Annotated in this window: 13 protein-coding genes; 3 read left to right on the top strand and 10 right to left on the bottom strand. The window is 47.9% G+C overall.

The features are described from left to right. Window position 1: 1 nt before the first annotated feature. Entirely contained in the window at window positions 2–4,357 is a 4,356-nt protein-coding gene (locus AC0IYG_RS15700) for a CusA/CzcA family heavy metal efflux RND transporter (protein ID WP_471712017.1), read from the bottom strand. A 6-nt stretch (window positions 4,358–4,363) separates the two neighbouring features. After that, window positions 4,364–4,831, bottom strand: coding sequence for a hypothetical protein (locus AC0IYG_RS15695; protein ID WP_471712016.1), 468 nt, complete (start codon window positions 4,829–4,831; stop codon window positions 4,364–4,366). A 164-nt stretch (window positions 4,832–4,995) separates the two neighbouring features. Between AC0IYG_RS15695 and AC0IYG_RS15690 the strand changes: the two genes are divergently transcribed. Continuing rightward, window positions 4,996–5,199 (top strand): hypothetical protein, encoded by a 204-nt coding sequence (locus AC0IYG_RS15690; RefSeq protein ID WP_471712015.1) that lies wholly within the window; start codon window positions 4,996–4,998, stop codon window positions 5,197–5,199. 2 nt (window positions 5,200–5,201) lie between these two features. Here AC0IYG_RS15690 and map read toward each other — a convergent pair whose 3' ends face one another. From map to AC0IYG_RS15675, 3 genes are all read right to left on the bottom strand, one after another. Further along, window positions 5,202–5,966: a type I methionyl aminopeptidase gene (gene map / locus AC0IYG_RS15685; RefSeq protein WP_471712318.1), complete on the bottom strand. Its 765-nt coding sequence runs from the start codon at window positions 5,964–5,966 to the stop codon at window positions 5,202–5,204. Window positions 5,967–6,063: 97 nt separating this feature from the next. Then, entirely contained in the window at window positions 6,064–6,405 is a 342-nt protein-coding gene (locus AC0IYG_RS15680) for a DUF4142 domain-containing protein (protein WP_471712013.1), read from the bottom strand. Beyond that, on the bottom strand, window positions 6,386–6,589 hold the full coding sequence (locus AC0IYG_RS15675) for a DUF4142 domain-containing protein (protein ID WP_471712012.1): 204 nt from the start codon (window positions 6,587–6,589) through the stop codon (window positions 6,386–6,388). The genes AC0IYG_RS15680 and AC0IYG_RS15675 overlap by 20 nt, the downstream gene beginning before the upstream one ends. 149 nt (window positions 6,590–6,738) lie before the next feature. Here AC0IYG_RS15675 and AC0IYG_RS15670 point away from each other — a divergent pair, with 149 nt between their 5' ends. Next, window positions 6,739–7,665 carry an LEA type 2 family protein gene (locus AC0IYG_RS15670; RefSeq protein ID WP_471712011.1) on the top strand — a complete coding sequence of 309 codons (927 nt, stop codon included), beginning with the start codon at window positions 6,739–6,741 and terminating at the stop codon, window positions 7,663–7,665. Window positions 7,666–7,732: 67 nt separating this feature from the next. Here AC0IYG_RS15670 and AC0IYG_RS15665 read toward each other — a convergent pair whose 3' ends face one another. The 3 genes from AC0IYG_RS15665 to AC0IYG_RS15655 all read right to left on the bottom strand — a co-directional run bounded on the left by AC0IYG_RS15665 (window position 7,733) and on the right by AC0IYG_RS15655 (window position 10,214). Then, complete coding sequence (locus AC0IYG_RS15665; RefSeq protein WP_471712010.1) at window positions 7,733–7,981, bottom strand: hypothetical protein; 249 nt, start codon at window positions 7,979–7,981, stop codon at window positions 7,733–7,735. Window positions 7,982–8,103: 122 nt separating this feature from the next. Continuing rightward, window positions 8,104–8,871: an OBAP family protein gene (locus AC0IYG_RS15660; protein ID WP_471712009.1), complete on the bottom strand. Its 768-nt coding sequence runs from the start codon at window positions 8,869–8,871 to the stop codon at window positions 8,104–8,106. Between the two features lie 68 nt (window positions 8,872–8,939). Further along, complete coding sequence (locus AC0IYG_RS15655) at window positions 8,940–10,214, bottom strand: MgtC/SapB family protein (RefSeq protein ID WP_471712007.1); 1,275 nt, start codon at window positions 10,212–10,214, stop codon at window positions 8,940–8,942. A 23-nt stretch (window positions 10,215–10,237) separates the two neighbouring features. Between AC0IYG_RS15655 and AC0IYG_RS15650 the strand changes: the two genes are divergently transcribed. Next, entirely contained in the window at window positions 10,238–10,426 is a 189-nt protein-coding gene (locus tag AC0IYG_RS15650) for a hypothetical protein (protein ID WP_471712005.1), read from the top strand. 399 nt (window positions 10,427–10,825) lie between these two features. Here AC0IYG_RS15650 and AC0IYG_RS15645 read toward each other — a convergent pair whose 3' ends face one another. Beyond that, the gene (locus tag AC0IYG_RS15645; protein ID WP_471712004.1) at window positions 10,826–12,307 is read right to left on the bottom strand and encodes a family 43 glycosylhydrolase; all 1,482 of its coding nucleotides are present in this window, start codon (window positions 12,305–12,307) and stop codon (window positions 10,826–10,828) included. Between the two features lie 25 nt (window positions 12,308–12,332). After that, window positions 12,333–13,409, bottom strand: coding sequence for a glycoside hydrolase family 43 protein (locus AC0IYG_RS15640; protein WP_471712002.1), 1,077 nt, complete (start codon window positions 13,407–13,409; stop codon window positions 12,333–12,335). Between the last annotated feature and the right edge of the window lie 3 nt (window positions 13,410–13,412).

The following is a 13,412-nucleotide window of genomic DNA, read 5'->3' as shown; positions in this document are numbered from 1 at the left end:
GTTACAGGTTATTCAATTTGAGAAATTGGACAACGGCCTGGTTATAGCCGCTGAGCACATTAATGTATTCCGTTTTAATGGCAATGGCCTGATCCACAACGAGCGCCCATTGCAGGAAATCGATGTCGCCGCCTTGAAACTGCTGATCCGCAGTGGCAATGATCAGGTCCGCATTTGCGGTGCCCTCGCCTTCGTAGTAAGCCAGACTTTCCTGGAATTTCCGGACTTGCTGTAATGCATTTTGCAGATCCTGTTGCAGCTGCAAACTGACGAGCTCAGTTTGTTTCCTATTGCTTTCCCAATCCAGCTCGGCCGCAGCGATGCGTGATTTCTGCGCTTTAAAAAACAATGGGATCCCAATGCCGGCGCTCACATAATGGAAGCGTTTGCTGCCATTGTAAAACATTTCCTGACCTCCCACAGACTGCGGGCCGATCAAACTCTGATTGTTATATCCAATGGTGAGATCCGGCAACAACCGGGATTTCTCAGTTTGCCAGCGAAAACGTGCCGCGTCCTGCTGGTGCCGCGCCAGTTCGATCAGTGGCAGATCGTGAATGCGGGAAGAATCAACGGCTGCGAATGTGATTTTGGGCTGATCGATTTCCGGGATGTAAGCCTTTTCATCCTGCAAAAGAAAATTGAACTGCCGTGCCGTAATGTCGAGATCATGATTAACCAGATTGAGCTGAATGCTGATTTGCTGGCGGCGGGAAGAAGCAGCCGTTGTTTCAAGAACATTGGCCGAACCTTTCTCAAAACGCAGGTTGGATTTTGTTTCAAAAAGCCTGTAAACGCTGTCCGCATAGGCGAGCAGCTTGCGCCGTTCGGTCAGCGCAGCATATTCATAAAACAACTGCCGGACATTCGCCCGAATTTCCTGCTCGGTGAGCCTCGTATTCGCCGCGGAAGCAAGGAAATTGGCTTCCAGAACTTTTCGCTGATTGGCATAAATACTTGGAAAGCTGAATGTCTGACTGATGCCGATGCGGGTGTCGTTGTTGATGCTGTTTATTTTGCCGTAATCAGCACTGATTTCCGTTTTTGCAATGTCGTAAGCGCTGGATTGCAAGCGATCCACGGCTTTTTCAGTTAACCGGTTGCTTTGTGCACGCAGGTTTTTGCTAACGGCTATTTTTAGCGCGTCGTTAAGCGGAATCGGTGTCGGCTGCGTTTGCGCGAAGGTCGCATTAGCAATGAGTAAGCAAAGGAGCACCGCAGCAGTTTTCATTCCGCCCACCTTGCTGCCTTTGTCGAATAAAAGATATAGTGCCGGTAACACAAAGAGTGTCAGCAATGTAGCACTGATCAGACCACCAATTACAACCGTTGCGAGCGGACGCTGCACCTCTGCCCCCGCCCCATTGCTTAACGCCATGGGCAAAAATCCGAGTGAAGCCACGGCGGCTGTCATCAGCACGGGACGAAGGCGGTTTCGTGTGCCCGTCATAACCAGTGTTAATGCATTCGTAATGATGCCTTCTTTCCTGATCCGGTTGAATTCCGAGAGCAGTACAATGCCATTCAGCACAGCGACACCAAACAAAGCAATAAAACCGACACCAGCCGAAATGCTGAAAGGCATGCCGCGCAGGGCCAGTCCGAAAACGCCTCCGATGGCGGAAAGCGGGATGGCCGTGTAGATCAGCGCGCCATCTTTTATAGAAGAAAATGCAAAATATAACATGATGAAGATTAAAAGGAGCGCGACCGGAACCGCAATCACAAGCCGTGCTTTGGCCTGCTGCAAATTTTCGAATGCGCCACCGTAAGTGATCGTATAACCGGGTTCGAATTTGATTTTTGCGTCGACTTTCAATTGCAGCTCCTCTACAATGGACTGCACATCTCGCCCACGCACATTGAAGCCGACGATGATCCGTCTGCGCGTATTTTCGCGCTGGATCTGATTGGGCCCTTCCACTTCCTGAATGTTGGCAACCTGATATAACGGGATCTGAATGCCGCCTGGCGTTGCTATGAGGAGGTTTTGAACGTCATTAATGTTTCTCCGCCCCTCGCTGCCAACCCGCACAACCAGATCGAATTTCTTCTCGCCTTCGTAGATCTGTCCGGCGGCAGCGCCCGCAAAAGCCGCATTGATCGTTCGGTTCACTTCGTCAATGTTCATGCCGTATTTCGCAATTTCGTCGCGGTTGAAATCAATTACGACCTGCGGCATTCCCGTCACTTTTTCGACATACCAATCTGCGGTGCCGTCCACCGTTTTGGAGATGGCTCCCAACTGTTCGGCATAGGCGGCGAGCTTGTCGAGATCTTCACCGAAAATCTTGCAAACCACATCTTGCTTGGCTCCCGTCATCAACTCATTGAATCGCATCTGAACGGGATATTGAAAGCCGGTTGTGACGCCGGGCATGACTTCCTGAGCTGTGGAAGCCATTTTGCTGGCGAGGTCAGGGAAGTTTTGCGCACTCGTCCATTCGGATTTATCTTTCAAAACAATGATCATATCACCGCCTTCAATGGGCATCGGGTCCGTCGGGATCTCGGCACTTCCGATGCGGGAAACGATCTTTTCAACTTCGGGATAATCTGCTTTCAGCTTATCCGAAATGCGGTTGAATGCGTCAATGGTCGTGCTGAGATTGGTGCCGACGAGCAGACGTGTTTCCGTGGCGAAATCACCTTCTTCGAGCTGCGGAATGAACTCGCCGCCCATGCGCATGAACAGGAACAATGCAACGCCAAACAGCCCGAATGCTGCAATCACCAGCGTTTTCTTGATCCGTAATGCACCCGACAACATTCGCGCGTAACCATTTTCGAGCCTGGTCATAATGCGATCCGAAATGTTGGGCTTATGCACGATCTTCTTGCTGATCAGCAGCGAGCTGATCATGGGAATGTAAGTAAGCGACAGGATAAAAGCACCCATGACGGCAAAGGCAACTGTCTGTGCCATAGGCTTGAACATTTTCCCTTCGATGCCGGAAAGTGAAAGAATAGGCAGGTAAACGATCAGAATAATGATCTGCCCGAAAACAGCTGCATTCATCATGCGTGATGCCGACCCCGACACTTCCTCGTCCATTTCCGCTTGCGAGATGCGCTCAACCCCAGCATAGCGTTTGGAAAAATGCAGATGATGCAGAATTGCTTCCACAATGATCACGGCGCCGTCCACAATAAGCCCAAAATCCAGTGCTCCGAGACTCATCAGATTTCCGCTGACGCCAAACAGGTTCATCATTGTAATTGCAAACAGCATTGATAGCGGGATAACCGAAGCCACAATGAGCCCCGCACGGAGATTACCCAGAAAAAGCACCAGGATCAAAACCACGATCAGCGCTCCTTCAAGCAGGTTTTTTTCGACGGTTCCGATGGCATTGTTCACCATTTTGGTCCTGTCAAGAAATGGCTCTATTTCAAGTCCTTCCGGAAGCGTTTTTTGTATTTCTGCAACGCGCGTCTTTACATTCTGGATTACTTCGGATGAATTGCCGCCTTTCAGCATCATGACAATCCCACCCGCCAGCTCCCCTTTTCCGGCCATTGTAAGTGCGCCATAACGGATCGCCGAACCGAGGCGCACATCTGCGACATGGCTGATCAGCACGGGCGTGCCATTGGCATTGCTCTTCACAACAATTTTGCGAATGTCATTCATCGAGCCAGCCAGCCCGACGCTGCGGATATAAAGCACTGCCGGCCCTTTTTCAATATAAGCGCCGCCCGTGTTCTGATTATTACGGCTTAATGCAGTAAAAACGTCGCTTATGGTAAGGTTAAGGGCTTTCAGACTCGAAGGAATTACGGCCACTTCGTATTGTTTGAGATCGCCGCCGAATGTGGAGACGTCCGCCACGCCGGGTGTTCCCAGCAGCTGCCTGCGCACGATCCAGTCCTGCGTGGTCCGCAGATCGGCTTGGGAAAACTTTTGTTCAAAACCATCTTTTGGTTTAAGCACATATTGGTAAATCTCGCCCAAACCCGTGGTGGCGGGAGCGAGCTGCGGCGTGTTGGCATCTTCGGTAATGTCCACTTGCGACAGCCGCTCCGTGACTTGCTGGCGTGCCCAGTAAACATCCGAATCGTCGTCAAAAACAATGGTGATGAGCGAAAGTCCGAAGCGCGACATGCTCCGGCTTTCTTTAAGGCCCGGAATGTTGCTGATCGCCTGCTCGATCGGAAAAGTGATCAGTCGTTCCACATCTTCCGCACCCAGTGAAGGCGCGGTTGTGATCACCTGGACCTGATTATTAGTAATGTCAGGAACAGCATCTATGGGCAACCGGGTTACTTCATACGCGCCGTAGATCACCCACAGCAGCATGAATATCCCAATTACCAGCTTGTTCTCCACAGAGAACCGGATAATTTTATTCAGCATATTGAATCAAAATAAATACATAGCAAATGAGGCTATGCACGCGCATAAAGCGCACGCATAGTGTTCAGGATCAGATCCTTTGCAAAATGTATTTAGGCACAGGGGCGGGCGAAACAGCGAACCCAATGTGGTGCTGTATGCGATCTGTGGCTGATCGGGTCCGTAATCGGACTTAACTATTGGCTGCGGACGTTCATTGAAAGTGAATGTCTCAGCGCTGGAAATAAACAAGAAATTGGCGTGGTGGATTTCGATCTTCTTGAAAGGAAGCTGCATGTCCTTTTCATCGTCGTTATCGTTCAGATCTTCACCCCAATAATGCATGGAAAGGAAATCGACAAAGCTGACATTGTGATCCAGTGAGCGGTGTTCCAGGAAATGTCTGATCAGCGTAGGCGCTTTCATTACCTGATACAACGACGTGGTGTCGAGTATGACAATGGCCAGAACAATATTTCGGATAAACCTTTTCACATACTAAATGTAAAGCCGGATCGGCAAAATCACAAAATAAATGACAATTGAAAATTTGTAACCGGGCAACTACTTGGTTTTATTCGATTTTATAAAAAAATATTACAACCGATTTTTTCTGGCGCGATTGTTTCTGTTTGGCAAAACAAAACAGCAAACACAACATGGCGCAAGCAGCAACATTTACATTGAAGGAGGATGAAAACGAAGAAATTGAAATCAGCGCCCAGGACGTTGCAGAACTTGTCCCGGATGCAGATTTCAGATTTTGTCTCATTATATTAAAGAACGAAGAGAAACATTTCGTGGCCGGCGCGAAACAGGAAGTCGAAGCGAAACTTGGGTTGCCTCAGTCCGAACTTTACTAATGTCAGTTCCAGACACCATTATTGGCTGTCAGGATCACTGGGGCGCCATCCGTTACGATAATCGTGTGCTCGTGCTGCGCCATAAAACCGCCTTTGTTTCCAACCATTGTCCATCCATCGCTTGCTGTAACGGCAAAGTTGGATGTGGTGGAAATAAATGTTTCAATTGCAACGACTGAATTTTTCCGGAAACGCCTGAAATTAGAACTGTCCCTGAAATTCATAATTTCACTCGGTTCTTCGTGCAATGCACGGCCAATGCCATGTCCTGCAAGATTCTTAATCACCTTATATCCACGGCGTTTGGCTTCTGTTTCCATAATAAACCCGATATCAGAAATGCGCACGCCGCTTTTGATTTTTGCGATCGCTTTACGCAGGATTTCTTTGGAAGCATCCACCAGCTTCTGGTGATGCGCAATGTCCTCTCCCAGGACGAACGAGTTGCCATTATCAGAGAAAAAACCTTCCAATTCGGCAGACACGTCAATATTAACCAAATCACCTTCCTGCAAAATCCGCTTCACAGAAGGCATTCCGTGGCAAAACTCATTATTTACGCTGATGCAAGTCCATCCCGGAAACCCATAAGTGGCATTGGGTGCTGATCTGGCGCCGAAATCGGCCAGGATCTTGCCGCCGTAATCATCAAGGTCTTTGGTTGTCATGCCTGGTTTTGCATAGTTGCGCATTTCTTTGAGTGTTAATGCAACCACTTCACTGGCCTTCTTTATTCCGCTGAGTTCAGCATCACTTGTAATCGACATATTTGCTGTTTTTATGATCTGGCGATATAACAAAATAAAAATCCCGCCGGTGCAAATATAGCGCTCCGGCGGGATTTTCAGTTTGATAAAATGCGGCTCAATGTCCTGCTCCGCTGTGCTGCGTGCCTTTGAACAAGCCCTTAGCCATTTCAAGGTGATGCCTTAATGCAGGCAGTTTGGCATCGGCCCATTTTTTGAAATCAGGATCTTTTCCGGCGTTCGATTCTGTCTGGAACAAGCCGATTGTTTCCTCATGGGAAGCAATCATCATGTTCATATAAAGCATATCAAACTGCTCGCCCTGCAACGCAGCCAGACTGTCATATTGCTGCTGTTTCGCCGGTGTAAGGCTGGCCGGGATCTCGATTTGTTTCTTTTGGGCCAAAGCTTTCAGCTCGTCATTTACCTTGGTGTGGTCTTTAATCATTGTTTTTGCCAAAATCCTTAAATTTCGGTGAAGTCGCCTGCTTCTCAGCCAGCTGACCCAGTTTCACTTCCAGCATGCCGCCGTCTGCTGCTGCCAGCACGAACTCTTTATCAGGCGAGTCGGCCACAAAGCGGTCTGAAAAGGCAAGAAAAGCGGATAGTAACACGCAGGATGCTAATAAAAAAATGGCTTTCATAAATTTGTTGATTACGGTTTATAAAAATCCGGGAACATTCCCTAAAAATTACGGCGGTAAGCAAAAAGCATTCCTGCGGAATGGTGGCACGGTAATTACAGCGGCATTTTGAAAAAAAGCTTCTTGAAAAACATTAAAAGGATCTGATTATGCGCTCAAATAAATGGTTGATCGTGCTCGTAGTGATAGCCGTTCTGGTGGGGATCGGAATCTGGTGGTGGAAATCTCCGTCTTCCGATGAAGCCAAACAAAAGGCTGTCGAAAAAGTGGCGCCGTCCGTTGGCGTTGCTTCACTCAACATTACGGACATCGATGATGAGCGGATAAAAATGAGGAGTAAAGTCACCATCAACAACCCGCTTCCGGTTGACATTAACACGAAAAAGCTGACCTACGTGATCTATATTGATTCCATCAAAGTGATTGAAGATGCATACGAAAAGCCACTCAGCATCCGCTCATCCGACAGCACGACGATCGATCTGCCGATGGAATTAATGATTAAGCCGATGACGCGGGTGTTGAAATATTTTGACGATCAAAAGATCGACAGCGCGGATTATGCGATGACCGCCAGCTTTGAAACTGATGTGCCCATTGCAGGCGAGCGCAAATTTAAAATGGACATTAAAAGGAGATTACCCGCGCTACGGATTCCAAAAGTGAAGATTACGAACATGGACCTGAATGCACTGGCGCTGAAAAGCAAAGGAATGGATGTGGATGTTCAGATTTATAACCCCAATCTTTTTCCATTAAAAATCAGCAATTCCAAATTTTCATTCGATGTAGAAGATGCGATGCAGATGCAGGGGGTTTTGGAAAAAGTCATTTCCATTCCGGCAAAAGGCAGCCAGAATGTTTCCATGCATGCCGAAGTTACCGGCGGAAGTGTGCTGAAAAGCGGATGGAAACTGCTTACGGATAAAAAGAACACACAATTTACTTCAAAGCTCAGCGCAAACGTGGAATCAGAAAACAAAATGCTTCATAACAGTAAAATGGTCATGAAGCTGAGCGGAACACTGGATGAAGCGATGAATGCCGTGAAGCAAGTGAAGGAAGCGAAAGAATAGCAAGGGCTAATTTCAAGCAAGAAAAAACGGACGGTCTGAATGAGCATTCAGGCCGTCCGTTTTCGTTTTAGTCATTTCCTTGCGTTTTAACGATCTTGTTGTAAACGCCCAATAGCAGGAATGGTGCAGCCCATTGGCCAACGAATAAAGCGGTGTGCTTTTGACCAAGGCATTTTAAAGTAAGTGAAACGCCCATGGATGCGATTGCTGACCATAAAAAGACGTCTGATGGAATCTTAGCAGTCTGATTTTCGATTGCTTTTGCTACTTTACCTTCCTTCTGTTCCGGATTAATTTCATCTAATTTCTCAATCATTGCTTTACATGTTTAAGTGATAAATCGTTACGGAATTATAAAAACCATTCCAAAAGCGCCATTTGCCCAGCATTAATGTGCAATTGAACTGTTGTTGATGCGATTTTGGGGAAATGTGCCAACTAAGGCGTGTGCTGATGTTTCTTAACCGCCGAGTCCGCTTTGCTCGAAATCACAAACTGGCGGATCTCACCTTGTTCCCACGCATTAGCGCCCGGAATCGGCTTGGGAGCCGGAATGTCACTTCGGTTTTCCTTTTTCTTTTGGGTTGAAACTCCGAATCGTTTGTCGCGGTCGGCAAGGAGCTCAGGATGAAGTTGGCCTTCTTTTGTGAATCCCATCATGATCATAGGCGAGCCCAGCGGGAGATCTCTTTTCTGGTCCGTATGCCAAGTGTGAATGGTTTTGCCATAAGTGGAAATCAGTTTTTCCATCAATTCATGTTCAGCAACTTCCGGGATGCCAGGAGCGATCAGCGAGCCCGAGCCTACTTCATAAACGTGACTGTGCCAAAGCTTTTTCTCCTCCGCCGGCAGCTCTTTGAAAAGCTTTTCCGTGATAATGTATTCGACGCCCATGATTTTGGCATTTTGCTCATTTCCGTCGAAAATAATGGCCTGATAAACGTCCTCATTAAGCTGGTTGACGTAATGATGTGCCTCCATTTGCGCGTTAATGTTGCCGTTGTAAAAGTGAAAACCGTCGAGATAAGCGTCAAAACCACGCAATGGTGTTTTGGCCTGCATGAGATCGGCTCCCGCGTTCAGCGTTTTTTCCTTGGCCGTTTTCTCATCTCCCGGCGCTGCTACATTGGAAGAAGTGTTGCCGCCTCCGCAAGAAAACATCATTGCGGGCAGCGCAAGCAGATAAAATTTGTGAAGAGTTGCCATTTTGGTAAAATTAATGAGCAGACCGGCTTCAAATTATTATGCCATAGGGGCTTGCGGGCTAGAACGCTTTAATGCAAATATTGAGAGAACCGGAAAATATCTTCCAGCACAAGAAACAGAATGCCAACGGCCATGACGACGCCGATCTCGAAGAAAACATGACGAACAACCTGCTTATTATCGATGAGTTTCCAGATAATGGGCAGGTTAATGACGGTGCTCGCCAGCGATGAAACCACCGCAACTGTGCCGGCCATGGGCGCGCTGATGACACCGTGGGTTGCCATGTTGGCCGCCGCCGCCGTGGTGCTTGCACTGCTCACCAAGCCGCCAAGCATGCCCGCCGCAAGGATTCCATAATCACCGAAAACTTTGGTCAGCAGCGTGCCTCCGATCTGGATGCATAGAAACAGGAAACCAAACCAAAGGACTTTCTTGATCGAAATCGGCGAATCCAGATTAATGGTCACCTCATCTGTTGACTTAATTTCATTGCGCCTGCTCTGGAAAATGAGAAAGGCAGCCGTAAGCGACATGGCGAGCAATGGAACGACGACCTGGATTACGGAAGTGGGCGAAAACAGAAGAACGATCACAATGTTCCTGGCAAACATGGCTACGATCGTGGTCAGGCATAATTTGTCGAGCTTATGAATGAGCCCGTTTTCATGAACGCGCGAACTCAGCTCCCCAATGGCGGCAGTGCTGTTGACAAGCCCACCGAAAACAGCACTCAGATAAAGGCCATTGCTTCTGTAAATGCGCAGGAAAACATAATTGATAAAACTGATGCCGCTGATCGCCAGAATGCCCGACCAGGCATCATGCGGATTGAAAAGTTGCCAGGGATCGATGAAACGGTCGGGAATAAGGGGGAAAATGACAAAGCCGATCAGCCCCAGCAATATCGCACTCCTGATTTCGGATGGTTGCAGGCCGCCTGCGAAACGGTTCAATTCTGTTTTCCAGGCCAGGAGCGTCATACTGATGACGGCACCCGCCACGGGCGTAAATATGTGTCCCAATCCCACGAGCACGCCTAATGTGTAAGTGAGGATTAGGACGGCTGAGGTGGTGATTTCAATGGTCCGGTTTGTGATAATGCTGCGCGTATTTGTAAAAAAGATTAATAAAAAGACGCCGCAAAGGCAGATCACCACAAACTGCATGTTGATCATGGAAGCCAGTGTCCCGAGCAATGTTACGACGGCAAAAGTCCGGATGCCCGCATCTTTATTAGACCATTCTCGCTCCATTCCGAGCAGCATGCCGATGCCGATCGAAACAGCTATTTTCACGGCAACAGGTGCAGCCGGATAGTGTAAAAAAAAATCCTCATTCATTATTCCAATAAGTCAAATCGCCATTGCTGGCATTAAAGCCGGCACGCTGGACTAAAATCGTTCCAAGGCAAAAAAGCAACCTGGCTTGTCAGAATAGGGCAAAACCAAAAAATCCGTCAGGATCGCTGGCGGTTAAGGAAATATCCGGGCATGTTGAAGGCAAAGAGGAAGTCACCTCTTTGAAAGGGTCAAGACCCGATTGGCAGGCTTAACCCAACCAACCGGCTTCCCTGGCCAGAAACACCAGTTCGAGCAGCACTACTACACTGGTGACGGCAATTACTCCATACTTGATCTTGTCTCTCTTGACATAGGCGCATTCACCTCTCGGGGTTCCGCAACCTTTTTTTCAAGAACAGGTGTAACAATTGGCTTTCGCATCAGCGGGGCGTCCGTGCCTAGCTTGGCCTTGTGAAGTTCAAAAAGTTCACGCCGCTTTTGGTCTAGATTTGTCTCCATAAATCAACGAATTTAACAGCACGATAAAATTTCGGAAGTTTTTGTAAAAAACGCTAATAATTTGTTAAAATTATCTTGTTGCTTAATTGATTAACAAAGCATAACGTTCATTTACAAACTCCGATCTTCTATCCAAATGATTGCCTGAAGCATTACTTCAATACAAACTTTTCAATAGCAACATTCGTGCCGGGCGCTCCTTTGGCCACAATCCCCACGCGCAGTGCACGGTCCCATGGCGGCAGGTAAGCAATATCCGGAATATTAGAACGCATATCTATATACGTAGCTCCGTTGTCTGTGCTATATTCGAATTGAAGCTTCGTGTTACTGGTGACAGCTAATCTAACACTGATGTTTTTTTGCAAATTGTTCAACGAAAAACCCGCTAGGCGGCTTGCAACACCATCTTTTAAAGCAATTACGGCGATACTATCTTTACTTGCAGCTGCATAGACCATGTTTTTATCATCTCCGATCAAAGCCACACCAGCCCAGGCGGAATCCGACGGAACGACCTCAACAGTGGCCTCATAATCCGATTTCAGAACTTTTTTGCCTAAATAAATTTCTTTCCCATCCCCTATTTTAATGTTTAACTTACCATTTTCCTGGGCAATTTCGGGTTTACGGAACACAGACCAGTTCCATTGCAAATCCTGCTTGCTGCTCTCGAAATCATCGCTGCTGGCGATCACTGTCTCCATATTTTCAGCGCTTACATAATTATTGGAAAACTTGATCCAGTTGTCTTTCGTGAATGTGAACTGCTGCATAAGCGCCTGCCGACCGGTGTATTTGTTTGACTGCTTGTCATAGGCGTGATACATAAAATAGTTTTTGCCATTGTGCTGCACAGCCGTTCCATGTCCGGGACACACCCACTTTTCCTGACTCGTGAGGATGGGGTTGTTGGCATATTTCTCCCACGGACCGTGCAAAGATTTCGAACGGGCGACGCCTGTTGCATAAGTGCAGCCGCTTCCGCAACATCCGGCAGCAGCATAAATCGCAATGAAGTAACCGTTATTTTTAACTATCGAAACGCCTTCCACCAGGTTGGCTTCCCAAGGCGTATCATTTCTGAAAAGCTCTTTCTTTTCGCCCGTTAATGCAGTCCGTTCCTCGTTCATCGGCTGTATCCAGATCGGTGTTGGCTTGCCGACGCTGTTGCCGTCTTCTTTCCAGATCAGATATAGCTTGTTGTTTTCATCCCGCATGGGGAAACCGTCGATGGAGCCGACTTCCTCGCAAACCAACGGGCCGTGATCCTTGTAAGGCCCTTCGGGCGAATCGGCGCTGGCAACGCCTACGCAAAGATTTCCGTCCTTTTTATGCGCTGTGTAATAAACGTAAACCTTGCCATTGTCAACATTAAGCTCCGGTGCCCAGTAATAATAATCGGCCCAATCAGTCAGTTCAGGGAAAATATATCCGACTTGTTTCCAGCTTTTCAGGTCGGTCGATTTCAAGATCGGAAAGGATGGCGCCCAGTTGGAACTGGTGGCCGATGCATAGTACGCACCTTTGAATTTGATAACGGAAGGATCCGGGAAATCACCAGGAATAATGGCCTGCTGAGCCCACGTGAGGTTAGTTAAAAGGGTGGCAACAAAAAGCAATACAAATCTCATTTCAATATATTTTAGTTTAAAATCCTTATTCTCCCGACGGAACCGGCAGCGCTTGTCCGGTCGAAACCGGCTCACCGAAGCTCGGCAGTCCGGCCGATGTCCACGTAAAACGTTGCATACGCACATTTCTGGCGCCACCGCAGCCCTGCCCTGCCGACGAATTCGCATGATACAAAATCCAGTCTTCTTTTTTGTCTTTTGATTTAAAAAAACCGTTGTGACCGACTCCAAATGCATTTGCCGAAGCCAAACCCGTGAAGACCGGCTGGTCTAGTTTAACCCAGCTTGCAGCGTTCATCGGGTCAGCATTCTCGTTCAGGCTCAATAATCCGAGCCCATAGCGGTCGTCGCCGCAGTAACTTCCGGAATAAACCAGAAAAACTTTACCAGACGGATTGCGCAAAATCTCCGGCCCTTCATTCACGCCAAATCCATGCTTTTCCCAGTCATACTGCGGAGTCGAAATGCGCACCGTCGGACCTGTTAATGTGAATGGATTGCTCATCTTGGATATGTAAATATTTTGGGTCAGATCGTTGGCGCCGCTCGCGAACGGACGCCCGGACCATACCAGATAACGCGCGTTCTGATGCTCGAAAACAGTTGCGTCGATGGACCAGAGATCAGCAGGATTCGTGGTCAGCATGCCTTTGCTCACCCAAGTTCCCGTTGTCGGATCGGCGCTTTCATTTTCCAAAACCCACATCCGGTGATTGCGGTCTTCTCCATCTGAGCCCGTGTAATAGATATACCATTTGTTGTCCAGAAAAAACAATTCCGGTGCCCAAATGTCGCGGGAATTTCCACCCGTGTCCGGAGCAGTAAAAACTGTAACTGGCGTAACATTGCGCAGATTGCTCATTTTGGCCGTTTTCCAGATCTGTATCCGGTTGCCCAGCGTGTGTGTATAATAGTATAAACTGTCTTTTTGATAAACCCACGGATCGGGAGCTGATTGCAATAACGGGTTTGTAAATGTGGTCTCGCTGGCAACACCGGGCTCAGGAACTTTGCTGCTTTTCTTGCAGGAAGCGTCCAGAAAAAGTGCCAGTATGCACCAACTCAAAAGAATGTCACGTAAAGCTTTACCGGGTTTATTCATTAT

The organism is Dyadobacter sp. AC419 (genome assembly GCF_979253085.1).
The sequence above is the reverse complement of the archived record's forward strand: the minus strand, read 5'-3'. Positions and strand labels throughout refer to the sequence as shown.

What these genes read in the sequence shown, in the direction of transcription:
- AC0IYG_RS15670 (WP_471712011.1), top strand. Translation starts at nt 6,739, where the DNA reads ATGCGCTCAAATAAATGGTTGATCGTGCTCGTAGTGATAGCCGTTCTG.
- AC0IYG_RS15700 (WP_471712017.1), bottom strand. Translation starts at nt 4,357, where the DNA reads ATGCTGAATAAAATTATCCGGTTCTCTGTGGAGAACAAGCTGGTAATT.
- AC0IYG_RS15660 (WP_471712009.1), bottom strand. Translation starts at nt 8,871, where the DNA reads ATGGCAACTCTTCACAAATTTTATCTGCTTGCGCTGCCCGCAATGATG.
- AC0IYG_RS15665 (WP_471712010.1), bottom strand. Translation starts at nt 7,981, where the DNA reads ATGATTGAGAAATTAGATGAAATTAATCCGGAACAGAAGGAAGGTAAA.
- AC0IYG_RS15645 (WP_471712004.1), bottom strand. Translation starts at nt 12,307, where the DNA reads ATGAGATTTGTATTGCTTTTTGTTGCCACCCTTTTAACTAACCTCACG.
- AC0IYG_RS15655 (WP_471712007.1), bottom strand. Translation starts at nt 10,214, where the DNA reads ATGAATGAGGATTTTTTTTTACACTATCCGGCTGCACCTGTTGCCGTG.
- AC0IYG_RS15675 (WP_471712012.1), bottom strand. Translation starts at nt 6,589, where the DNA reads ATGAAAGCCATTTTTTTATTAGCATCCTGCGTGTTACTATCCGCTTTT.
- AC0IYG_RS15690 (WP_471712015.1), top strand. Translation starts at nt 4,996, where the DNA reads ATGGCGCAAGCAGCAACATTTACATTGAAGGAGGATGAAAACGAAGAA.
- map (WP_471712318.1), bottom strand. Translation starts at nt 5,966, where the DNA reads ATGTCGATTACAAGTGATGCTGAACTCAGCGGAATAAAGAAGGCCAGT.
- AC0IYG_RS15640 (WP_471712002.1), bottom strand. Translation starts at nt 13,409, where the DNA reads ATGAATAAACCCGGTAAAGCTTTACGTGACATTCTTTTGAGTTGGTGC.